The sequence below is a fragment of the Halomonas sp. ABH4_019 genome, from assembly GCF_056159885.1.
In genome coordinates this window covers 177,813-199,067 of record NZ_JBSWWC010000004.1, presented here as the reverse complement: position 1 = coordinate 199,067, position 21,255 = coordinate 177,813, and the positions used below count along the sequence as shown (strand labels likewise).

At 69.1% G+C, this 21,255-nt stretch carries 27 protein-coding genes and 1 tRNA gene; 10 read left to right on the top strand and 18 right to left on the bottom strand.

Annotation, left to right across the window (positions count from 1 at the left end; all coding sequences use genetic code 11):
• The first annotated feature begins 92 nt into the window (after positions 1 to 92).
• The 3 genes from ACXAFN_RS16645 (at position 93) to ACXAFN_RS16635 (ending at position 2,733) form a co-directional block, all read left to right on the top strand.
• The gene (locus ACXAFN_RS16645) at positions 93 to 425 is read left to right on the top strand and encodes a DUF1244 domain-containing protein (protein WP_474990511.1); all 333 of its coding nucleotides are present in this window, start codon (positions 93 to 95) and stop codon (positions 423 to 425) included.
• Positions 422 to 943, top strand: a complete 522-nt coding sequence (gene moaB / locus ACXAFN_RS16640; RefSeq protein ID WP_474990509.1) for a molybdenum cofactor biosynthesis protein B — start codon at positions 422 to 424, stop codon at positions 941 to 943. The genes ACXAFN_RS16645 and moaB overlap by 4 nt, the downstream gene beginning before the upstream one ends.
• A 584-nt stretch (positions 944 to 1,527) precedes the next feature.
• Positions 1,528 to 2,733, top strand: a complete 1,206-nt coding sequence (locus ACXAFN_RS16635; protein WP_474990507.1) for a molybdopterin molybdotransferase MoeA — start codon at positions 1,528 to 1,530, stop codon at positions 2,731 to 2,733.
• On the opposite strand, the gene ACXAFN_RS16630 is transcribed toward ACXAFN_RS16635, so the two are convergent.
• The 7 genes from ACXAFN_RS16630 to ACXAFN_RS16600 form a co-directional block, all read right to left on the bottom strand.
• Complete coding sequence (locus ACXAFN_RS16630) at positions 2,713 to 3,297, bottom strand: acyl carrier protein phosphodiesterase (protein ID WP_474990506.1); 585 nt, start codon at positions 3,295 to 3,297, stop codon at positions 2,713 to 2,715. The two genes, ACXAFN_RS16635 and ACXAFN_RS16630, sit on opposite strands and share 21 nt — an antisense overlap.
• A 10-nt stretch (positions 3,298 to 3,307) precedes the next feature.
• Positions 3,308 to 3,661, bottom strand: a complete 354-nt coding sequence (locus ACXAFN_RS16625; protein WP_474990504.1) for a TusE/DsrC/DsvC family sulfur relay protein — start codon at positions 3,659 to 3,661, stop codon at positions 3,308 to 3,310.
• Between the two features lie 4 nt (positions 3,662 to 3,665).
• Positions 3,666 to 3,956: a sulfurtransferase complex subunit TusB gene (gene tusB / locus ACXAFN_RS16620; RefSeq protein ID WP_474990502.1), complete on the bottom strand. Its 291-nt coding sequence runs from the start codon at positions 3,954 to 3,956 to the stop codon at positions 3,666 to 3,668.
• 23 nt (positions 3,957 to 3,979) lie between these two features.
• Entirely contained in the window at positions 3,980 to 4,360 is a 381-nt protein-coding gene (tusC, locus tag ACXAFN_RS16615; RefSeq protein ID WP_474990500.1) for a sulfurtransferase complex subunit TusC, read from the bottom strand.
• 12 nt (positions 4,361 to 4,372) lie between these two features.
• Complete coding sequence (tusD, locus tag ACXAFN_RS16610) at positions 4,373 to 4,765, bottom strand: sulfurtransferase complex subunit TusD (RefSeq protein WP_474990498.1); 393 nt, start codon at positions 4,763 to 4,765, stop codon at positions 4,373 to 4,375.
• A gap of 70 nt (positions 4,766 to 4,835) precedes the next feature.
• The gene (locus ACXAFN_RS16605) at positions 4,836 to 5,504 is read right to left on the bottom strand and encodes a Bax inhibitor-1/YccA family protein (protein ID WP_474990496.1); all 669 of its coding nucleotides are present in this window, start codon (positions 5,502 to 5,504) and stop codon (positions 4,836 to 4,838) included.
• A gap of 87 nt (positions 5,505 to 5,591) precedes the next feature.
• A complete protein-coding gene (locus tag ACXAFN_RS16600) occupies positions 5,592 to 6,005 on the bottom strand; it encodes an NUDIX hydrolase (RefSeq protein WP_474990494.1) in 414 nt (137 codons plus the stop codon).
• A gap of 142 nt (positions 6,006 to 6,147) precedes the next feature.
• Between ACXAFN_RS16600 and ACXAFN_RS16595 the strand changes: the two genes are divergently transcribed.
• A tRNA-Ser gene (locus tag ACXAFN_RS16595) sits at positions 6,148 to 6,237 on the top strand.
• A gap of 158 nt (positions 6,238 to 6,395) precedes the next feature.
• Here the strand turns inward: ACXAFN_RS16595 and ACXAFN_RS16590 are convergent.
• On the bottom strand, positions 6,396 to 6,620 hold the full coding sequence (locus tag ACXAFN_RS16590) for a hypothetical protein (protein ID WP_474990492.1): 225 nt from the start codon (positions 6,618 to 6,620) through the stop codon (positions 6,396 to 6,398).
• 22 nt (positions 6,621 to 6,642) lie between these two features.
• On the opposite strand from ACXAFN_RS16590, the gene ACXAFN_RS16585 reads away from it, so the two are divergent.
• Positions 6,643 to 6,795: a hypothetical protein gene (locus tag ACXAFN_RS16585; RefSeq protein WP_474990490.1), complete on the top strand. Its 153-nt coding sequence runs from the start codon at positions 6,643 to 6,645 to the stop codon at positions 6,793 to 6,795.
• Positions 6,796 to 6,803: 8 nt separating this feature from the next.
• On the opposite strand, the gene ACXAFN_RS16580 is transcribed toward ACXAFN_RS16585, so the two are convergent.
• On the bottom strand, positions 6,804 to 7,454 hold the full coding sequence (locus ACXAFN_RS16580) for a metallophosphoesterase (RefSeq protein ID WP_474990488.1): 651 nt from the start codon (positions 7,452 to 7,454) through the stop codon (positions 6,804 to 6,806).
• A 68-nt stretch (positions 7,455 to 7,522) separates the two neighbouring features.
• Positions 7,523 to 9,229, bottom strand: a complete 1,707-nt coding sequence (locus ACXAFN_RS16575) for a potassium/proton antiporter (protein ID WP_474990486.1) — start codon at positions 9,227 to 9,229, stop codon at positions 7,523 to 7,525.
• A gap of 178 nt (positions 9,230 to 9,407) precedes the next feature.
• Between ACXAFN_RS16575 and ACXAFN_RS16570 the strand changes: the two genes are divergently transcribed.
• A complete protein-coding gene (locus ACXAFN_RS16570; protein WP_474990484.1) occupies positions 9,408 to 10,607 on the top strand; it encodes an ABC transporter substrate-binding protein in 1,200 nt (399 codons plus the stop codon).
• Between the two features lie 6 nt (positions 10,608 to 10,613).
• Here ACXAFN_RS16570 and ACXAFN_RS16565 read toward each other — a convergent pair whose 3' ends face one another.
• The 3 genes from ACXAFN_RS16565 to ACXAFN_RS16555 all read right to left on the bottom strand — a co-directional run bounded on the left by ACXAFN_RS16565 (position 10,614) and on the right by ACXAFN_RS16555 (position 14,132).
• Positions 10,614 to 11,390, bottom strand: coding sequence for an alpha/beta fold hydrolase (locus tag ACXAFN_RS16565; RefSeq protein ID WP_474990482.1), 777 nt, complete (start codon positions 11,388 to 11,390; stop codon positions 10,614 to 10,616).
• A 19-nt stretch (positions 11,391 to 11,409) separates the two neighbouring features.
• Entirely contained in the window at positions 11,410 to 12,090 is a 681-nt protein-coding gene (locus ACXAFN_RS16560) for a 7-cyano-7-deazaguanine/7-aminomethyl-7-deazaguanine transporter (RefSeq protein WP_474990480.1), read from the bottom strand.
• Between the two features lie 134 nt (positions 12,091 to 12,224).
• A complete protein-coding gene (locus ACXAFN_RS16555; protein WP_474990478.1) occupies positions 12,225 to 14,132 on the bottom strand; it encodes a propionyl-CoA synthetase in 1,908 nt (635 codons plus the stop codon).
• A 316-nt stretch (positions 14,133 to 14,448) separates the two neighbouring features.
• Here ACXAFN_RS16555 and ACXAFN_RS16550 point away from each other — a divergent pair, with 316 nt between their 5' ends.
• A complete protein-coding gene (locus ACXAFN_RS16550) occupies positions 14,449 to 14,775 on the top strand; it encodes an ArsR/SmtB family transcription factor (RefSeq protein WP_474990476.1) in 327 nt (108 codons plus the stop codon).
• Between the two features lie 4 nt (positions 14,776 to 14,779).
• Here ACXAFN_RS16550 and sohB read toward each other — a convergent pair whose 3' ends face one another.
• The gene (sohB, locus tag ACXAFN_RS16545; RefSeq protein ID WP_474990474.1) at positions 14,780 to 15,811 is read right to left on the bottom strand and encodes a protease SohB; all 1,032 of its coding nucleotides are present in this window, start codon (positions 15,809 to 15,811) and stop codon (positions 14,780 to 14,782) included.
• Positions 15,812 to 15,942: 131 nt separating this feature from the next.
• On the opposite strand from sohB, the gene ACXAFN_RS16540 reads away from it, so the two are divergent.
• Positions 15,943 to 16,257, top strand: coding sequence for an SCP2 sterol-binding domain-containing protein (locus ACXAFN_RS16540; protein WP_474990472.1), 315 nt, complete (start codon positions 15,943 to 15,945; stop codon positions 16,255 to 16,257).
• Between the two features lie 42 nt (positions 16,258 to 16,299).
• Here ACXAFN_RS16540 and nudC read toward each other — a convergent pair whose 3' ends face one another.
• The 4 genes from nudC to ACXAFN_RS16520 are packed head-to-tail and all read right to left on the bottom strand — an operon-like array spanning position 16,300 to position 19,114.
• Positions 16,300 to 17,073: an NAD(+) diphosphatase gene (gene nudC, locus ACXAFN_RS16535; protein WP_474990470.1), complete on the bottom strand. Its 774-nt coding sequence runs from the start codon at positions 17,071 to 17,073 to the stop codon at positions 16,300 to 16,302.
• A complete protein-coding gene (dnaQ, locus tag ACXAFN_RS16530; RefSeq protein WP_474990468.1) occupies positions 17,073 to 17,834 on the bottom strand; it encodes a DNA polymerase III subunit epsilon in 762 nt (253 codons plus the stop codon). The genes nudC and dnaQ overlap by 1 nt, the downstream gene beginning before the upstream one ends.
• A 45-nt stretch (positions 17,835 to 17,879) precedes the next feature.
• A complete protein-coding gene (gene rnhA / locus ACXAFN_RS16525; protein WP_474991055.1) occupies positions 17,880 to 18,323 on the bottom strand; it encodes a ribonuclease HI in 444 nt (147 codons plus the stop codon).
• Positions 18,324 to 18,346: 23 nt separating this feature from the next.
• Complete coding sequence (locus ACXAFN_RS16520) at positions 18,347 to 19,114, bottom strand: class I SAM-dependent methyltransferase (RefSeq protein WP_474990466.1); 768 nt, start codon at positions 19,112 to 19,114, stop codon at positions 18,347 to 18,349.
• Between the two features lie 99 nt (positions 19,115 to 19,213).
• On the opposite strand from ACXAFN_RS16520, the gene gloB reads away from it, so the two are divergent.
• Positions 19,214 to 19,981 (top strand): hydroxyacylglutathione hydrolase, encoded by a 768-nt coding sequence (gene gloB / locus ACXAFN_RS16515; RefSeq protein WP_474990464.1) that lies wholly within the window; start codon positions 19,214 to 19,216, stop codon positions 19,979 to 19,981.
• Between the two features lie 69 nt (positions 19,982 to 20,050).
• Complete coding sequence (locus ACXAFN_RS16510; RefSeq protein WP_474990462.1) at positions 20,051 to 21,241, top strand: transglycosylase SLT domain-containing protein; 1,191 nt, start codon at positions 20,051 to 20,053, stop codon at positions 21,239 to 21,241.
• The last annotated feature ends 14 nt before the right edge of the window (positions 21,242 to 21,255 follow it).

Genomic DNA, 21,255 nt, shown 5'->3' with positions numbered 1-21,255 from the left:
GTCGCGCCCGCGCCGCGACGCCCCCAGCCCCGGCGACTTTTGGTAAGCTGAGGGTCTCCCCCAAGGGCCACAACGACAACGGAGTCAGCACCATGCAACACCTGGACGACAGCACCCGCACCGAGCTCGAGGCCGCCGCCTTCCGCCGCCTGCTCCGCCACCTGGACGAGCACAAGGAGGTGCAGAACATCGACCTGATGATCCTCGCCGACTTCTGTCGCAACTGCCTCTCCAAGTGGCTGGTCGCCGCCGCCGAGGACCGCGGCGAGGCCCTCGACTACGAGGCCGCCCGCGAATACGTCTACGGCATGCCCTACGGCGAGTGGAAGGAACGCTATCAGCCGAAGGCCACGCCGGAACAGCTGGCCGCCTTCGAGGCGCGCCAGGAAGAGAAGAAGACGGCCCAGCAGGACGCCGGCTCATGAGCGAGACGATGATCCCGCTGTCGGTGGCGGTGCTGACCGTCTCGGACACCCGCACCGAGGACACCGATCGCAGCGGCCAGGCGTTGGTGGAGCGGCTGACCGCCGCCGGCCATCGGCTGGCCGAGAAGCGCATCGTCGCCGATGACGTCTACCGCATTCGTGCCGTGGTCGCCGCCTGGATCGCCGACCCCGACGTCCAGGTCGTGCTGACCACCGGCGGCACCGGCTTCACCGGCCGCGACTCCACCCCCGAGGCGGTCTCGGTGCTGCTCGACAAGCGCATCGAGGGCTTCGGCGAACTATTCCGCCAGCTGTCCTGGCACGAGGTGGGCAGCTCCACGGTGCAGAGCCGCTGCCTGGGTGGACTGGCCAACGCCACCGTGGTGTTCTGCCTGCCCGGTTCCACCGGGGCCTGCCGGACCGGCTGGGACGGCATCCTCGCCGAGCAGCTCGACAGCCGGCACAAGCCATGTAATTTCGCCAACCTGGTGATTCCAGAGCGAGGCACCCATGGCTGACACCAGCATTCGGCGGCACAAGCCCTGCAACTCTTTGCAAGGTCCGGCCAACCTGGTGATTCCAGAGCGAGGCACCCATGGCTGACACCAGCATTCGGCGGCACAAGCCCTGCAACTCTTTGCAAGGTCCGGCCAACCCGGTGATTCCGGAGCGAGCACCCATGGCTGACACCAGCATTCGTCGACACACGCTGTGTCACTCTTTGCAAGGTCCGGCCAACCCGGTGATTCCGGAGCGAGGCACCCATGGCTGACACCAGCATTCGGCGGCGCAAGCCCTGCAACTCTTTGCAAGGTCCGGCCAACCCGGTGATTCCGGAGCGAGCACCCATGGCTGACACCAGCATTCGGCGGCACAAGCCCTGCAACTCTTTGCAAGGTCCGGCCAACCCGGTGATGCCGGAGCGAGCACCCATGGCTGACACCAGCATTCGGCGGCACAAGCCCTGCAACTCTTTGCAAGGTCCGGCCAACCCGGTGATTCCGGAGCGAGGCACCCATGGCTGACACCAGCACCCACCGATACACGCCGTGTCACTCTCTGCAAGGTCCGGCCAACCCGATGATGCCGGAGCGAGGCACCCATGGCTGAACTCAAGCCGGTCGAGGCCGCGCTCGCCGCGCTGCTCGAGGGCGTCGCGCCGCTTGCTGCCGAGCGGCTTCCGTCGGCCGAGGCCGCGGGGCGGGTGCTGGCCGACGACGTGACGGCCCGGCTCGACGTGCCGCCCTTCGACAACAGCGCCATGGACGGCTATGCGCTGCATCACGACGACGCCGGCCGATGGCTGCCGATACGCCAGCGTATCGCCGCCGGGGCCTCGGCCACGCCGCTCGAGCGTGGCGATTGCGCGCGCATCTTCACCGGCGGCGAGATCCCGCCCGGCGCCGACTGCGTGGTGATGCAGGAAAACGTCGAGGTCGAGGGCAACCAGGCCCGGATGCCCGCGGGCGTGCCGAGCGGCGACAACCTGCGCCGCCGCGGCCGCGACGTGGCGGCCGGCGCCTGCCTGCTCGAAGCCGGCACGCGCCTCGACGCCGCGGCGCTTGGCCACCTTGCCGGGCAAGGCATCACCGACGTCGACGTACGTCGTCGCCCCCGCGTGGCGCTGCTCTCCACCGGCGACGAGATCGTCGAGCCGGGCCGGCCGCTGGGCCCCGGCCAGATCTACAACTCCAACCGCCCCATGCTCCGCGAGCTGCTGACCCGCTTCGGCGCCGAGGTGACGAGGCTCGCCACCGTGCCGGATACCGCCGAGGGCACCCGACGGCTGCTCGCCGAGGCCGCCGAGCAGGCGGATGTGGTGATCACCACCGGCGGAGTCAGCGTGGGCGAGGAGGACCATGTTCGCGGTGCCGTGGAGGCGCTCGGCCGGCTCGACCTGTGGCGGCTGGCGATCCGTCCCGGCAAGCCGCTGGCCCTGGGGCGTTTGCCCGGGGCCTGCGGCGAGGCGCGTTTCGTGGGGCTGCCGGGCAACCCGGTCTCCGGCTTCGTCGGCGCCTGGCTGTTCCTGCGCCCACTGATCGGGGCCCTGCTGGGCTGCCACGCCCTGGCCCGCCTGCCCCGCCTCACCGCCCGCACGGCCTTCGAGACCCGCACCGGCCCCCGCCAGCACTACATGCGCGTGACCCTGGCATTCACCGCCGAGGGCATCGTCGCCCATGCTTTCCGCGACCAGAACTCCGGCGTGCTGTCGTCCTGCATCGGCGCCGATGCCCTGGCCGTGGTCCCGCCCGACACCCGGCTGGCTCCCGGCGATGACGTCGACTGCCTATGGCTGCGGGTCGACTGACTCGGGCCCGACCCCGAGGCGAGCCTCGAGCTCCGGCCACAGGCGCGAGAAGGCCTCGTCGAGGGCGACATAGTCGCGCTCGAGCCAGGGCAGCAATTCCGCCAGGCGATTGGGGCCCGACAGGCGGCGCCCCAGGCCGGCCACGGCCCGGCAGGTGAAGCGGAAGTCGGCGTAGCCGCGCAGCCAGTCCTGGCGCACCAGGGCCGGGGTCATCGAGGCCAGGCGATCTGGCGCCGGGCGTGCCTCCAGCAGCCGGTAGCAGCGGGGAATCAGCCAGTCGCGCTCGGCCGCCGTCAGGCGTCGCGCCAGGCAGTGGTCCCACATCAGGTCGAGGGCGATACCGGCGAAGCGACGCCCGCCGCGGGGCGCCCGGGCCTTCACCTCGCCGACCACCGCATGGCCGTCGACGAAGGCGTCCACCCGACGATGATGGCGAATCCCCGCCGCCACCTCCGGCAGCCAGCCCGACAGGTCGGCGCCCTTGACGCCGTCGGCGATCAGGTTGCCGTACAGAAAATCGTCGCTGCCGCCGCGGGCCAGCCAACCGTGGGCCAGGAAGTTCATGACGAGGGCTTCACAGACAGTTGGTGGGCTTGGGCAGCCCGGCCAGGCGCGCCGCCAGCTTAGCGGGGCTGCCGGGGAACAGCCGCATCAGGTGTATCGAGCGCCCCTTGTCGGGACCCAGCTCGCGCCCCACCGCCTTGACCAGCGGGCGCATGGCCGGCGCCATCTCGTAGCGGGCGTAGAACTCGCGCAACACCTCGAGCACCTCCCAGTGCTCGTCGTCGAGCGTCATGCCCTCCTCCTCGGCCAGTGCTTCGGCCACGCCGGGCGACCATTGGTCGAGGTCGACCAGGTAACCTTCCGGATCGAGGCCGACACTGGCGTCCGGGGTCGAAAGATAACGGTATATTTCGGTGCTTGCCATGGCGTCAGTACCAGCTCAGGGTGCGTTCGGCGTCTTCGGTCAACTGGACGAAGCCGTCCACATCGACCACCTGTACCGATCCGTCGCAACGACCCAGCAGCCCCCGAGCCTCGAGATCCTCGCGCAGCGCGTAGAGGCGCCCGGGAATGCCCTCGTAATAGCGCACCAGCTGGGGCAAGGCACCCTGTACGCCATCCTCGATCAGCAGCAGGCAGTCCTCCGGCCCCATGGCGGCGAGGGCCTGCCCATACACCCGACTGCTGGCCGGTGAACGGTTGACGATATGTAGCTTCATGATCAGCGGACTCCGGGCCGAGGCTAGAAGGTCAGCACCCGGGGGTGCATCTCAACCGCACGGGCAATCTCCGCGGCGGTCAGGGCTCGGGGGGCAGGCGTCAGTGACGGCTCGTCCAGCCCGAAGCGCGCCAGGGCCTCGGCCTCGACCCATAGCGTCTCGATATCATACATCTCCAGCATCTCGAGGGTCGGGGCGGTACCCTTCTGGCCCAGCGCCCCCGGCCCCTGATCCTCGACCAGCGCCGTCACCCCCTCGCCCATGAACAGCAGCGAGACGCGGCCCCCGAAGGCGGCGGCCACCAGGGCGACGTCCAGACCCTCGCGCAGCCAGCTGCTGCCGTGGGGGCCGTGGCGCAGGATCACCAGCAGGTCGCCGGCCAGGGCATCGTCGTCGTGGCGCATCGTGCGTCCTCCTCAGGGCCCGAAGGTGACCAGTCGCTCGCAGCGCTGGCTCAGATCGACCAGCTGGCCGATGCCGGTGAGCTCGAACGGGGCCTCGACGCTGTGCCCCGACTTGCCGTGTCGCGCCGCCTCCCGCTCGTCCATCAGGCCACGGCGCAGCGCCGCCGCGATGCATACCTGCAGGGCAACGCCATGCTCGTCGTGCAGGGCCACCCAGCCGTCCACCAGATGCGGCTCGTCCTGGGGAGGGGCGGCCAGCCGTGCGGCGTTGTGGACACCGTCGTGGTAGAAGAACACCGCCTCGAGGCGATGCCCGCGCGCCAGCAGCGCCCGGGCGAAGCGCAGTGCCGAGTGGCTGGCCTGGTCGCTGTAGGGAGCCCCCAGCAGCAGGATCGCATAACGCATGTTCGTCCTCACAGAAACAGGCTGGCCCCGCCGTAGCGGGGCCAGCATCCTCGCCTCGTCCGGCGAGCGGTCAATCCTGGCTCATGATGCCGAGCAGGGACAGCAGGCTGACGAAGAGGTTGTAGATCGAGACATAGAGGGTGATGGTGGCGAGGATGTAGTTGGTCTCGCCGGCCCGGTGCACGATCTCGCTGGTCTGATAGAGGATGGCCGCGGAGGCGAACAGCACGAAGCCGGCGGACACCATCAGCGACAGGGTCGGGATCTGGAAGATCAGCGCGGCGACCATCGCCAGCACCAGCACGATGGCCCCGGCCATCAGGAAGTTGGCAAGGAAGCTGAAGTCCTTGCGAGTCACCAGCGCCACGGCGGAGAGGCCGAAGAAGGTCAGACCGGTCAACCCCAGGGCGGTCATGATCAGCTGAGCGCCATTGGGCAGCGTCAGGTAGGCGCTGAGGATCGGGCCGAGGGTGAAGCCCATGAAGCCGGTGAAGGCGAAGGTCGCCAGCAGGCCCATGGCGGAGTTGGCGGTCTTGTGGACCAGGAACATCAGCCCGTAGGCGCCGATGAAGAAGACGAAGATGTTCATCTGCTGGACGCCCAGGGCCATGGCGCCCCCCGCCGTGACAGCGGAGAACAGCAGGGTCATCGCCAGCAGGCCATAGGTGTTACGCAGCACCTTATTGGCGCTGACGGCACCCGTCTGCTGCATCGTCACTCTTGAATCTTGGTAAGCCATCGATCCGGTGCTCCCTTTGGTTGATCCTGGCAATGGACACAGGATGCCGTCTGGAGTTTCACGACGCAAGTTTCACCCCACCCTGCTTCAACGCCCCTCGGCCGCAGGGGCAACGCCCAGCACCGCCCGAGCCACCTCAAGCGTGGTCGCGGTGAGCTCGTCCTTCGCCGCCTCCAGACCACCGGTATTTACCCAGGAGATAGCCAGGGCATCGTCGCCCGGCCTGGCCGATCCGGCCGCGACGTCCACCCGTTTCACCAGCAGCACGAAGTGGGCGACCAGACGCCCCTCGTCGTCTCGCTCGAGGAGATCCAGTGCCGTCACCAGCTCCCCGACCCGCCCCTCGAGCCCGGTTTCCTCGCGCAGCTCCCTGGCCAGCGCCTGATCCAGGGTCTCCCCCGCTTCCACCTTGCCGCCCGGCAACGCCAGCCGCCCGGCATGGGGCGGGTGTGACCGGCGAACCAGCAGCAGCCGGTCCTCGCGCACCACGACGGCGGACACCGCAACGCGTGGCCATGCCGAAGGCATCAGGCTTCGCCGCCTGGGCATCGCCCGCATCGATGCAAGGACATGAGATAACACCTTGATCGCACGCCAGTCTTGACCTCGACAGAAAAAATGGTAAAGTAGCTCGCCGTGAGCCGGAGGGATGGCAGAGCGGTTGAATGCACCGGTCTTGAAAACCGGCGAAGGTGAGAGCCTTCCCAGGGTTCGAATCCCTGTCCCTCCGCCACCTTTTTCAAGGGGATCAGCGAGTAAGCTGATCCCCTTTCTCGTTTCCGATCGCTGAAAAATAGCCCAAAGTGCAATGGGTGCACGATTGCCGTTGCACCGCCCCTCCCATACCAGCAAAGAATAGACCAAAGTCCACCCCCAACCCGCTAACCCTATTTATCGCTGAACGATGAATGAACCAAGGAAAGCGGTGCCGCCCAACGCCGCCAGGAAGACGGATAACGGCATGAACAGGCTTTCTTGCAATACGCCATTGGCATCGATACCACCATAGAACGCCTGCTCGGCCAGCCAGCACAGTCCCGCCAACAGCATTGCGACGAGTCCCGTGACTCTCAGCTTGGCTTTCAATGGACGCTCCTTCCTGATCGGGGTCGACATGCGAGCTCAAGTTCGCCATGGCATGGCCGATAGCTCCCTCTCGTCGCTCGATAAATCAATGGAGATGGGGTTGCTCTTGTCTGTCCTTGCCGAATACGGAATCTGGATCGCCAGCGCCGCGTCGCTGGTCGCCGCGGGTATCACCTGGAAAATAGCCAAGTCCCGCGAGGAATAGGGCCGGCTTCATGTCTTGCCAGCCAGCAGCACAGGCGCCTCGACCAGCGTCAGCCGGCCCGTGGCGTAGGCCCCGGTATCGATATAGTGCACGTTGCCGAGCGTCGTCGGGGCCCCGAGGACGGTGTGGCCGACCACCACGGCATCGATGCCGCTGACCGGCGTCGCATCGCCACGCTGGATGCGCCGTCGCACCCAGACCAGGTCATGGCGATCGGCCTCGTCGATACGCGACCAGTCGGCGGGTGGCTCGGCATGCACCAGCCCGATGCGCGCCTCCCCCACCGCGATTTCCCGGGCATAGGGCAAGTGATGAAAGACCTCCTCGAGCCGCTCGCCGAGTTCCCGCCGATCCTGCTCGAGAGACCAGCCGCCGCCGTTGAGCACCCACAGGGCCATGGCCTCGCCGCCTCGCGCCAGGGCATCGCGGGCCAGCAGCTCATGATTCCCGCACACCGAGAAGAACCAGGGCTCACGGGTCAAGGCCAGGCAATCCTGCGACCGGGGACCGCGGTCGATGAGGTCACCGACGGAAAACAGGCGATCGCGGGCGCCATCGAAGGAGACGGCCTCCAGCGCCGCCATCAGCCGGTCGTACTCGCCGTGCAGATCACCGACGAAATAATCGCGGCCGCGCGCATTGGCCGGGTGCCGGATCATGGCTCGACCTCCTGACGGGAATGGCAGACGATACCCGGCCTGCAGTGTCGCCCAGTGCGGCGCGACTGTCAGTAGAGCCTGAGCCCCACCCGGGTGATGCGGTTGCCGTCCATCGCGTTGACGACCCAGTGGATGCCATGCCAGTCGACGTCATCGCCGACCACCGGGTGCCCGCCGACCCGCAGCGAGATGAAATCGGCGAGCGTCATGTCCTGCTCACCTGGGCTCAGGGTCAGGCCATAGGCATCGGCGATGTCGCCGAGCCGCGCCGTCCCCTCGAAATTGAAGGCGCCGAAGAAGGCGCTCTGGCGGCGCAGGGCGGCATCGCCATCGAACAGCCGGTTGAGGGCCGGCAGGTCGTCCTCGCGGCCGATCACGCAGACCGTATCCCCCCGACACAGCCGGGTGCTGCCCTTGGGGTGGAGCATGACCCCATCGCGGAACAGCGAGGCGATCAGGGCACCGGACGGGAAGCGCAACAGCCGGATCGGCACGTCTTCGAGGTCCGCGCTCTCCACCCGATAGACCAGCATCTCGTAATCGTTATCGGCCTGGATGCCCAGCGGCCCGCGACGGCTTGGCGCGACGCTCGGCGGGATCTCCACCCGCAGCCGACGCGCCATCCACGGCAGGCTACCGCCCTGGATCAGCAGCGACAGCAGCACCACCGCGAAGGCGACATTGAAGTACAGCGAGGCATTCTCCACGCCGCCGATGACAGGGAAGATGGCCAGCACGATGGGCACGGCGCCACGCAGCCCCACCCAGGCGATGAAGCCGACCTCCCGCCAGCGGAAGCGGAAGAACGGCTTGATGGCCACCAGCACCGCCAGCGGGCGGGCCACGAAGATAAGCGCCAGGGCCACCACCGCGGCCGGCAGCGCATAGGCCATCATCTCGCTGGGCGTCACCAGCAGCCCCAGCACCAGGAACAGCCCGATCTGGCTGAGCCAGGCCAGGCCGTCGTGGACCGGCAGGATGAAGTTGAGGTGGCGCCCCGGCCGGTTGCCGATCATCAACCCGGTCAGGTAGATCGCCAGGAAACCGCTGCCCCCGAGGGCGCTGGTCATGCCGAACACGCAGAAACCGAGCGCCAGCGCCAGCAGCGAATAGAGCCCCGGCGCCAGGTCGAGCCAGGCCAGCAAGCGGGCGGTCAGCCAGCCGGCACCCAGCCCGAGCAGGGTGCCAAGGCCGAACTGTTGGAGAAAGAACAGCGAGGTCTCGAGCCAGCCGCCGATGTCGCCGACCAGCACCTCGACCAGCATCAGCGTCAGGAAGATCGCCATGGGATCGTTGGTGCCCGACTCGATCTCCAGCGTCGCCCCGACCCGCTCGTTGAGGTTGATGCCGCGGCCGCCGAGCATCGAGAACACCGCGGCGGCATCGGTGGAACCGACGATGGCCCCCACCAGCAACCCCTCGATCGGCCCCAACCCGAAGACCCACATGGCGATCATGCCCACCAGGGCGCTGGTCAGGAACACCCCGAAGGTGGCCAGGGACAGCGCCGGCTTGAAACCGACCCGGAAGGTCTTGAGCCGGGTACGCAGGCCGCCGTCGAGCAGGATCATCGCCAGCGCCAGGTGGCCGATCAGGAAGGCCAGCGGATAGTCGTCGAACTCGATCCCGAGCAGCCCCTCCTCGCCGGCCAGCATCCCCAGCCCCAGGAACAGCAGCAGCAAGGGCACGCCCACCAGGGTGGAGAGCCGGCTGGCAATGACACTCAGGGCGATCAAAAAGCCACTGAGCAAAAAGAGGGTATTGATCGTGTCCATGGCTTCCTGCCTCAGAGATGGCCTAAAGTATCTCACGCCACGCGACGCCTCGCGACGCTTGCCGCACGTTGATCGATGTGCTGGCCAGGCGGGACCGCTCGCCGCTAGACTAGCCGCGTTTTGCCCCGGCCCCGATTCCTGAAGGACCATAGGCGGGGCCTCGCTGGAGTCACTGCGCATGCCGTCACCGCCACGCCATCCGCCCCGGGCGCTGTCAGGGCCCTCCCGGGCCATCGCCGTCGCCCTGCTGGCGCTCCCCCTGGCCGGGCTCGCCCAGCGCGAGGGAGACGCTGTCGCGACGGGCTATCCCCCGCTCGATACCGAGGTCATGGTCCCGAACCTGGAGCAAGCGCCGGCAACGGCATCGCCCCCGCCGGCGGATCCACTGGCCGCCTTCGAGGCGCATCGCGGCGGCCCGGCCGTGGACACCCCCACTCGCCCTGCCGCCCCGGCCATGGCCACCGGCCCCGTCGCGCCCATCGCGCCGCCGCCGGTCAGCCACCTGACGCTGATGCTCGACTGGTATCCCAGCCCCCGCCATGCCGCCCTGTTCGTGGCTCGAGAACTCGACCTGTTTGACGCCCGCGAGCTAAAGGTCGACATCCGCACCCCCGCCGATCCCGACGTACCCACCAAACTGCTGGCCTCATCGCGGATAGACCTGGCACTGACTCGCCAGCCGCTGCTCCACTTGCTGGTCGATCAGGGACAGCCGCTGGTGCGGGTGGCTACTCTGGTCGGCATGCCGCTGGCGGCGCTGGTGATCGCCGAAGATGCCGGCATCGAGGGCCCCGAGGATCTCGCCGGGGCCCGCATCGGCCATGCTGGCCTGGACGATGAGGTCGTGCTGCTGAACAGCCTGCTGGCTCGCCACGAGATGTCCCGCGAAGCGCTGGACAGCCCCGACCTGCATTTCCGTCTCGAGCAGGCGATGCGCGAGGGGCGCGTGGACGGCGTGATCGGTGCCGTGCGCTACCTGCTGCCGCGCGCCCTGGCCGACGACGGCCTGACGACGCGCAGCTACACCACCGAGGCCATGGGCGTGCCGCGCCACGACGGCCTGATCCTGGTCGCCAATCGCGATCACCTGGCGCAGCAGCGCGATGCCATCGCCCGCCTGGTGGATGCCCTGGAGGAGGCCACCGCCTGGATCCTGGAGCATCCCGAGGAAAGCTGGGAACTGCTGGTCGGCGCCGAGCCGGCGCTCGACACGCCCGCCAACCAGGCCGCCTGGCCCGAGGCCATGGCGCGGCTGAGCCTGACCCCGGCCGCCCTGCACCAGCGGCGCTACGCCGAGTTCGAGCGCTTCCTGCTGGATCACCACCTGGTCTCGACGCCGACCCCGGTCGAGCGGCTGGCCGTCGACCCCAACCGCTGAGCGGCCTCAGCCGAGCTGGCGATCCAGGAAGTCGTTGACCACCGCCTGGAACTCCTCCGGGCGTTCGGCATGCAACCAGTGGCCGGCATCGAGGCTCTCCAGCTCCGCCCGGGGGAGCACCTCGCGCAGCGCCGGCAGCATGGCGTCGGTCACGTAGGACGAACGGGCACCGCGCACCACCAGGGTCGGCCCCTGGTAGGCGCCCTCACCGTCGGGCGCGCCGCTGATCGAGGCATAGTCATCGGCGATCTCGTCCAGTCCGACGCGCACCGTCATCCCGCCCTCGCCTCGCACCAGGTTGGTGGCCAGGAACAGGCGCGTGGGGCGCTCATCGATGTACTCGGCCATCAGCGCATCCGCCGCGCGGCGGTCGGCGGGCCGCGCATCGCGCACTCGCCTCAGGGCGCCCAGCTCGTTGTCGTGCCCATGCCCGTAGGCCTGCGGCGCCACATCGGCGACGATCAGCGACGCCAACCGCTCGGGCGCGAGGCGCGCCAGGGTGATCGCCACCTTGCCGCCCATGGAATGGCCCAGCACATGGGCCTTCGCCACGTCCAGCCGATCGAGCAGCGCCAGCACGTCGCGTGCCATCTCGGCATAGCCCATGCCGGGAGCATGGGGCGAACGCCCGTGGTTGCGCAGATCCAGGGCGATGACCCGGCCCCGCTGCTGCCACTGCTTGACGTGGGAACGCCAGTTGTCGGCGCTGCCCAGCAGGCCGTGGATCACCACCAGCGGCGTACCGTCGCCGCCGGTATCGAGATGATGGAGGGCAAGCGTCATCGTGAACTCCTAGTCGGGATTAGCGGGCCCGGGCTCGTTCCGGCGCCAGATCGGACTCGCCGGTGGCCGCCACCAGCCGCCGCGTCAGCCAGCTCAGCAGCACGCCGTAGAGCGGCAGGAAGAAGGCCAGGCTGATCCCCAGCTTGATGGCGTAGTCGACCCAGGCAATTTCCGGCCAGTGGCTGGCCATGAAGGCATCCGGGCCGCGATGGAAGGCGATCGAGAAGAAGGCGAAGGTATCGGCCAGGTTGCCGAACAGGGTCGACAGGGCCGGCGCCACCCACCAGGCGCTCAAGCGGCGCAGGCGGTCGAAGACCGTGACGTCGAGCAGCTGGCCCAGCACATAGGCCATGAAGCTGGCCAGCGCGATGCGCGCCACGAACAGGTTCCACTCGCCGAGCGCCTCAAGACCGGCGAAGCCGCCGCGGGGAAACACCACCGACACCACATAGGAGATCACCAGCGCCGGGAACATCACCCGCAGGATGATGGCCCGGGCCGGTTCCTTGCCGAACAGTCGCACGGTCAGGTCGGTGGCCAGGAAGATGAAGGGGAAGCTGAAGGCCCCCCAGGTCGTGTGCAGGCCGAACAGGCTGAAGGGCAACTGCACCAGGTAGTTGCTGGCGGCGATCACCAGGATATGGAAGGCGACCAGCCACGTCAGGCAACGGCGGGTCTGGGCGGCGGAAAGCACGAACATCGAGCACCTTTTTGGCGGGAGGGGTGAGGGAACCCTCGTCGAGGACGGGCCGGAACCCCGGCGAACGGGCGCGAATTATACGCGTCCCGTCGCCCGTGGCCAAACCCGCCTCGCAAGCCCGCCGCCGGCCCGGCCTATTCCCGCCGCGCCTGCTCCGCCTGGCCCAGCGAGCGGGCCTTCATCGCCTCGTGCACGTCGTCGAGGCTTGCCGGGTCGTCGATGGTCGAGGGCACGCCGAAGGCCTGGCCATCGGCGATGTGGCGCAGCAGCTTGCGCAGGATCTTGCCGGAGCGAGTCTTGGGCAGGCGATCGACCACCAGCACCTGCTTGAAGCACGCCACCGGACCGATCAGCTCTCGCACCCGCGCGACCAGCTCGCGCTCCAGGCCGGCCTCGTCGCCGTCGAAGCCATCCTTGGGGATCACCAGCCCCACCGGCACCTGCCCCTTGAGGGCGTCGTGAATGCCGATCACCGCACACTCGGCTACCGCCGGATGGCCGCCCACCACCTCCTCCATCTCGCCGGTGGACAGCCGATGGCCGGCGACGTTGATGACGTCATCGGTGCGCCCCATGATGAACAGGTAGCCGTCCTCGTCGAGATACCCCGCATCGCCGGTCAGGTAGTGGTTCGGGAACGCCGCCATGTAGGCGGCGTGGAATCGCTCGGGGTCGCGCCAGATGCCGGCGAGGCAACCCGGCGGCAGCGGCTGGCGGATCACCACGCTGCCCTGGGTCAGCGCCGGGGCGTCGTCGCCGTGCTGGTCGAGGATCCGCACGTCGAAGCCGGGCACCGGAACCGTCGCCGACCCGGCCTTGACGGGCATCGGCTCGAGCCCCTGCGGGTTGGCGGCAATCGGCCAACCGGTCTCGGTCTGCCACCAGTGGTCGATCACCGGCACCTCCAGCAACGCCTCGAGCCAGTGGAAGGTCGGCGGATCCAGACGCTCTCCGGCCAGGTAGAGCGCCTCGAGGCTGGAGACGTCGTGCTCGCGGAGCCGGGCACCGTCGGGATCCTCCTTCTTGATCGCCCGGAAGGCGGTGGGCGCGGTGAAGAAGGCCTTGACCCGGTACTCGGCGATCAGCCGCCAGAAGGCCCCGGCATCCGGGGTGCGCACCGGCTTGCCCTCGTAGACCACGGTGGTGCAGCCCCGCAGCAGCGGCCCGTAGACAATGTAGGAGTGCCCCACCACCCAGCCGACATCCGAGGCCGAGAAGAACACCTCGCCGGGCGCCATGTCGTAGATCGTTTCCATGGAATAGTGCAGGGCCACGCCGTAGCCGCCGGTGTCGCGCACCACGCCCTTGGGCCTGCCGGTGGTGCCGGAGGTGTAGAGCACATAGAGCGGATCGGTGGCCTTGACCGGCACGCAAGCGGCCGGCGATGCGGCTTCCAGGCTCGCCCAGTCGCGATCCCGCGCCCCGAGCTCGGCGGGGCATTGGCTGCGCTGCAGGATCACGCAGGCCTCGGGCCGATAGGCGCTCTGCTCGAGGGCCGCATCGACGATGGGCTTGTAGGGCAGCACCCGATCGACCTCGATGCCGCAGGAGGCCGCAATCACCACCCGGGGCTCGGCATCCTCGATGCGCACCGCCAGCTCGTGAGGCGCGAAGCCGCCGAACACCACCGAGTGCACCGCCCCCAGCCGGGCGCAGGCCAGCATGGCAATCAGCGCCTCGGGCACCATCGGCATGTAGATGACCACCCGGTCGCCCTTCTCGACCCCGAGCCCGGCCAGGCCACCGGCGAAGCGCGCCACCCGGTCGCGAAGCTCGGCATAGCTCAGCCGCTGCCGGCCACCGGTGACCGGCGAGTCCCACAGCACCGCCGCCTGGTCCCCGCGCCCCAGCTCGATGTGATGGTCGAGGGCGGCATGACAGAGGTTGAGTTCGCCGTCGGGGTACCAGCGAGCGTGCCCCTGGTCATCGTGGACGAGCGTGGTGCGCGGGGCGGTGAACCAGGGCAGGCGATGCGCCTGCTCGGCCCAGAAGGCCTCGGGATGCTCGAGGGAACGACGGTATTCACGGGAATATGCGGACATGGGCACGGCCTATGCTAGAGAATGTCGCGTGATTGTTGACACTCTAGAACAGGCGCTGCGCGAAAACCTCATACCAAGGGATAATCTTCGACAAAAGGACGAAAAAGGCACTGCCATTGTCGACAAAATGCCGACCCACTCCCGCAGAGCCTCCATCGCCGTGCTTACACTGCGCTATAATTGAGTAATGGCTGAATCAGGGAATGGATGGGGCACGACAGCGGTCGGCCGGGGGCGCCGATTCGATCAGATACCCAGGGTCCGAAAACGGCGAGGAACAGCCGTCGAGCCGCCCTGACAGCGTGAGGGTGACATCATGAACGACTCGCAAGGCCAGGCGGCACGCCTGCTCAAGGGCGGGGACGTGGTGATCGACCAGGCCAGCGCCTTGCTCAAGGCGATGGCCAACGATAATCGGCTGCGCATCCTGTGCCTGCTCGACGGCCGGGAGCTGTCGGTCACCGAGCTCAACCGGGAACTGGCCCTGAGCCAGTCGGCGCTTTCCCAGCACCTCGCCATCCTGCGGCGGGAAGAACTGGTGAGCACGCGCCGGGCCTCCCAGACCATCTACTACTCCCTCCAGGGCCAGCGGGCCCAGGCCATCCTCACGGCACTCGACGACCTGGGACTGAGCGGCCACTGAGATCTCAGCGCTTCTGCCAGCCCCGCGCCTCCAGGTGTTCGAGGCTGCGCTCGACCCCGCGCTCCACGCCGTGGGAAACCGTCAGCCCCAGTCGCTCGACCAGGGACTGGCGGCGCTCCAGGCGCAGGGTCACGACTCGGGCGGCGGCCATGCGTTCCACCAGGTAGGCCTCGCTGGTGCCTAGCTCGTCGGCCAGGCCGCGCGGCAGCGCCTCCTGCCCGTACCAGACCTCGCCGGTCGCCACCGCCTCGATGTCCAGGTCCGGGCGGCGCTCCGCCACGTAGCGCTTGAACAGGCCATGCACGGTCTCGAGGTCCTCCAGGAACTTTTCCCGACCTTCCTCGGTATTCTCGCCGAACACCGTCAGGGTGCGCTTGTAGCGACCCGCGGTCAGCACCTCGACATCGATGTCGTGCCGCTTGAGCAGGCGGTGCAGGTTGGGCAGCTGGGCGACCACGCCGATCGAGCCCAGCACCGCGAAGGGAGCGACCCGCAGCCGGTCCGCGCAGCAGGCCATCAGGTAGCCGCCGCTGGCCGCCACCTTGTCGACGCACACCGTAGTGGAGAGCCCCGCCTGGCGCAGACGGTCCAGCTCGGCGGCGGCATGCCCGTAGGCGTGTACCAGGCCGCCCGCGGACTCCAGGCGCACCACCACCTCGTCGCGCTCGCCGGCGACGTCCAGCACCGCCGACACCTCCTCGGCGAATCGCCCGGTGGCGCTGGCCTTGAGGTCGCCGTGGAAGTCCAGCACCCAGACCATCGCGGCGGTGCCCTCGCCCTGTTCCTTGCCGCGCGCCTTGTCGTCTCGTCGGAAGGCCTTGCGCAGCCGCTTGCGGGCGCCGGGGTCACTGGCGGCAAGCTGCAGCCGCCGACGCCGGCGCCGGCGGTCGTCGTTGAGCTCCTCGACCCTGAGCCGGACCCGCTCGCCTTCGCCGCCGCGAGCCCGCAGCACCACCAACGCGCCCAGGGCGACGATGATCACCACCGCCACCAGTTGGGCCAGGAACATGCCGAAATCCGTCAGCCACTCGTTCACCGTGTCTCTCCTTCGAGGTGTCTGCCCTCATCCTGCCCAGCGACGGGCGTCGCGACAAGCGGGCTCTTGATGGGCCCGGCGGTTTTGCCTAATCTCGCGGATCGATCTTCCACCGTCTCCGGAGACCCATGATGTCCGACAGCACCCTCGACAAGCTCCATGCCCGCTTCGATCCCGAGGCCGCCCGCGGCATGGACGAGGTCTTCCAGTTCCACTTCAGCGACGCCGGCGACTATCACCTGGTGGTGCGGGATGGCGAACTGGACGTACAGGAGGGCATCCACGAGGAGCCGTCGGTCAGCCTGAGCCTCAGCACCGAGACCCTCAAGGGCGTGATGAACGGCGAGATCAGCGGCATGAGCGCCTTCATGAGCGGCCGACTCAAGGCCACCGGCAACGTCATGCTGGCGACCAAGCTCGGCGGGCTGTTTCCCGGCCGCGGCTGACCCGGGCGTCGGCCTCTCCCCCAGGGAGCATGCCCCCATTGGCTATGGCCGGGCACCGACCTCGGCCAGGTGGGTCTCGATCAGCGCCCGCGAGATCGAATAGGGCGGCGGTAGCTGGGGCAGCCGACGCGGCGAGAACCAGGCGGCATCACTGATCTCGTGGCCGTCGATGCGGATGCGACGGCTGGCCGCCTCGGCGAAGTAGCCAAGCATCAGCGAATGCGGGAAGGGCCAGGCCTGGCTCTGGAAGTAGCGAAGCCGCCCCACCGTCAATCCCACTTCCTCGAAGATCTCCCGGCGCACCGCCTCCTCGGCGGACTCACCCGGCTCGATGAAGCCGGCGAGCGTCGAGTAACGCCCCGGGGGGAAGCGCGGGCTGCGCGCCAGCAGCAGCGACTCGCCATGGGTCACCAGGGTGATGATGCACGGCGAGATGCGCGGGTAGTTGCGATGCCCGCACTGCTCGCAGTGCATGGCGAACTCGCGGTCGAGTCGCGAGGCAGGCGCCCCGCAACTGCCGCAGAAACGGTGGTGACGCAGCCAGGCGCCCACCTGCAGCGCCGTGGACACCAGCGCGAACCAGGACTCCGGCAGCCGCGCCAGCCAGGCGCGCCCCTCCACCCAGTCGTCGCCGGCGGACGCCTCGACCGACAGCGCCACCGGCGCGTCCTGCCACCAGCACAGCGGCTGCATGGCCGGCGTCCAGGGTTGCTCGGGTTGCAAGGGGCCGCCATCCGGCCCGGGAGCGATGCGCCCCTCGGCCAGGCGAATGACCGGCCCCGCCGCCTCGCCGACGGGCAACTCGCGACGCAGCATCAGGGCGTCTCCCGGCCGGGCCAGCCCTCGAGGGCATCCCAGCGACACTCACCGCCGGCATCCCGGATCGTCGCCAGCTTGTCACGGTGGGCCTGCCACTCGGCGTCGTCCGGCGCCTGGACGCGCAGGCTCCCCGGCGACAGCGACAGCCGTCGCACGTTGAGCCCGCCGCCGGCGGCGGCCCCGCCTTCCTCGGCGGCGGCGGACGCATCCAGCGACAGCGCGGTCTGGCCGCCGGTCATCGCCAGATAGACGTCGGCCAGGATCTCGGCGTCCAGCAGGGCCCCGTGGAGCACCCGGTGGCCGTTGTCGATCTCGTAGCGCTTGCACAGGGCATCGAGATTGTTGCGCTGGCCGGGGTGCTTGTCCCGAGCCAACCGCAGGGTGTCGAGGATCCGGCAATGATCGGCCACCGGGCCCAGACGCGGCTCGCCGCGGGCCTGGTTCAGCATCCCCAGCTCGTGATCGATGAAGCCCACGTCGAAGGGAGCGTTGTGGATCACCAGCTCGGCGCCCTCGATGAAGGCCCAGAAGGCATCGGCGACCTCGGCGAACAGCGGCTCCTCGGCGACCCGCTCGTCGGTGATGCCGTGCACCGCCACCGCCTCGGCATCGATGCTGCGCTGGGGGTTGATGAACTGATGGTAGGTGTTGCCGGTCAGCCGGCGATTGACCATCTCCACGGCGCCGATCTCGATCAGCCGGTGGCCGTCGCGGGGGTCGATGCCGGTGGTCTCGGTATCCAGGATAATCTGGCGCATGAGGCGTTACCTGTGGGTGGTCGGCGTTGTCGTCTCGGGCGAGGCTCAGGCCTTGGCCTGCATCTCGTCGATGGCCTCGTTGGCCAGGCTGTCGGCGCGCTCGTTGCCGGGATGGCCGCTGTGCCCCTTGACCCAGTGCCACTCGACGCGATGACGCTGCGCCTCCTCGTGGAGCGCTCGCCACAGTTCGGCGTTCTTGACCGGCTGCTTGGAGGCGGTCTTCCAGCCACGCTTGATCCAGCCGTGGATCCACTCGGTGATGCCGCGCCGCAGGTATTCGGAGTCGGTCCAGAGCTCGACGCGGCAGGGCCGGGTCAGCGCCTTCAGCGCCATGATGGCGGCCATCAGCTCCATGCGGTTGTTGGTGGTCCTTTCCTCGGCGCCCTTGAGCGGCTTCTCGTGGGGCCCGCTGCACAGCAGCGCGCCCCAGCCGCCCGGACCGGGGTTGCCGCGGCAGGCGCCATCGGTATAGATCGTCACCACGGGCAGAGTCCCCGGCTGTGGTCTGTCTGTCACCCTCGCTCACCCTCTCCGGTAGCGGACCGCCCCGTGGCGTTACCCAGCGTCGAGCCGGCGAGCGGCGCCGGGAAGACCACCCGACCGCGCCGGGGCTGGGCCAGCTGGGACCGGCGCCGCGCATGAATCATGAAGCTCTCGCCGAGCGGCAGGTTATGCCGACGGCCCAGGGTCTCGAGCACGGTGTTGTGCGCCAGCGCACCGGGCAGGCGAAAGCCGCAGTAGTCTACCCGCTGGGCCTCGAAGTCGACAAACGCCAGCCAGTCGGCGAGCCGCCCCGGCGTGCGCCAGCGACCGTGCCAGGGAAGCTGGCGGCGGCGCCCCGGCCACCAGCGCAGCCAGCCCCCCGGCCCCAGGGGATGCCAGCCGAAGAGGATGAGGTGGCCATCGTCGGCGGTGACCCGGGCCGCCTCCTGCAGCAGGTGATGGGGATCGGGCACGACCTCGAACAGGTGATGCACCACCACCAGGCTCAGGCAGCCGTCGGGCAGCGGCAGGGCGTCGGGCGGGCACACCAGGGTATTGTCGGACGTCGCCAGCTCCCGGGTCGGCGACCAGCGTAGCGCATGGCGGACCGGGCACATGTCGGCCAGCGTCGGCGCCAGCCCGAGCTCCAGGCCATGGACCCCGAACCAGCGCTCGCAGAGCGGCCCCAGACAGGCACGCTGGGCCTGCCAGATGCCTCGCCCGGCCGGCCCCGCCCAGAAGCGCCGGCCTTCGCGTGCCAGCCGCGCCATGCTCATCGCATCCTGCGAATTTGACATGATCCGTTCATCTCTCCAAAGTTAGCGGCTTTGTGAACGTTGTTGAACTGGACGCGCGCGGCCACCACACCCTGACCGCGGCGCAAGGACCCCGAACCCATGTTGAGCGTGACACCGATTCCCGCCTTTCGCGACAACTATATCTGGCTGCTGCGACAGGACACGAGCGATGCCGTCTGCGTGGTGGATCCCGGTGATGCCGCCCCGGTGATCGAGACCCTCGAGCGCGAGGGCCTGACGCTGGGCAGCGTGCTCGTCACCCATCACCACCCGGACCACGTCGGCGGCCTGCCCGAGCTGATCGCGCGCTATGCCCCGCGGGTGATCGGTCCGCATAACCCGGCGATCGACGGCATCGACGAACGCGTCGCCGCCGGCGACGAGGTGCGGGTCATGGGTCGCCTGTTCGAGGTCCTCGAGGTCCCGGGGCATACCCTGGACCATATCGCCTTCTTCACCGCCGGTATCCCGCCGCTGCTGTTCTGCGGCGACACCCTGTTCAGCGCCGGCTGTGGACGCCTGTTCGAAGGGACACCCGAGCAGATGCATGCCTCGCTGGCGCGCCTCACGGCGCTGCCCGAGGACACCCTGGTCTTCGCGGCCCACGAGTACACCCTGGCGAACCTGCGTTTCGCCAAGGCCGCGGATCCCGACAACCCCGATATCGATGCCGCCGAGCAGGAGTGCCGGCGGGCCCGGGAGCTCGAGCGCCCCACCCTGCCCAGCACCATCGGGCGGGAAAGGCGCATCAACCCTTTCCTGCGCTGCGCTGATGCCGGCGTTCGTCGTGCCGCCGCCTCCCAGGGCGACACCGCCGACGACCTGGCCACCTTCGCCACCCTGCGCGCCTGGAAAGACGACTTCTGAGACCCAGCCGCCGGGCGCCCGACGCCGCCGCCGTGACGGCGGCCACCCTGCGCCCCCGGAGACCCCTGCATGACCTATCACACATCGCGCCGACGGCTCCTCGGATTCGCCAGCACGATCGCCATGGCCGGCGCCCTGATCGCCGGCGCCTACACCAAGGCATCGAGCCTGCCGGCCGGCCGCCTGGCGGCCGACATGCCGACCTTTTCGCCCAGCCATCGCGGCGAGCCGGAGGGCCGCCGCACCTTCTGGAGCCATCTCCAGCTCAAGCCGGCCGACGCCTGGTCGCGGCTGCGCGACAGCTTCCACTGGCAGGACCAGTGGCAGGACGGGGCCGGCCACGCCCGGGTCCAGCACTGGATCGACGAGTACAGCGCCAAGCCGCACAACATCGTCGAGATCGCCGAACGCGCCCGCCCCTGGCTGGCCTGGATCCTCGAGCGCGTCGAGACCCGCGGCCTGCCGGGCGAGCTGGCCCTGGTGCCCTTCGTCGAGAGCTCCTTCGACCCCGAGGCCCGTAGCCACTTCGGGGCTGCCGGCCTGTGGCAGATCATGCCGCGTACCGGCGACGCCCTGGGCCTGCGTCGCAGCGGCAGCTGGGACGGCCGCCTCGACGTGGTGCGCTCCACCAAGGCCGCGCTGGACTACATCGAGTATCAGGCCGACCAGTGGTACGAGGGCGACATCGAGCTCTCCCTGGCGGCCTACAACGCCGGAGCGGGCACCGTGAACCGGGCCCAGAAACGGGCCCTGGCCGGTGGCCGGGCAAGCACCTACTGGGACCTCGAGCTGCCCAACGAGACCATGGACTATGTGCCCAAGCTGCTGGCGATCTCCGCCATCGTCAACGACCCGGCTCGCTACGGGGTCGAACTGCCCGAGATCGAGGGCTCGCCGGCCTTCGAGCGCGTGCCGGTAACGCGTGCGGTGCGGCTCGGCGAGGCCGCGGAACTGGCCGGCGTGCCGACCGGTCAGCTGGCCGCCCTCAATCCCGGCCTGCGCGGCGACACCGCCCATCCCGGCCAGGTCCGGGAGCTGCTGGTCCCCGCCGAACGCGCCGAGCCGCTGTTGGCCGCCCTGGGACGCAGCGCCCCGAACGCCGCTGCGGCGGGCGAGGTCCACGTGGTCCAGAACGGCGACACCCTGTCCGACATCGCCTCCACCCATGCCGTGGCGGTCGCCGACCTGGCCCGCTGGAACGGCCTCGACAGCCCCGACGCTTTACAACCCGGCCAGCAGCTGACACTTTCCGGTAGATGACCCGGGGGGCCATT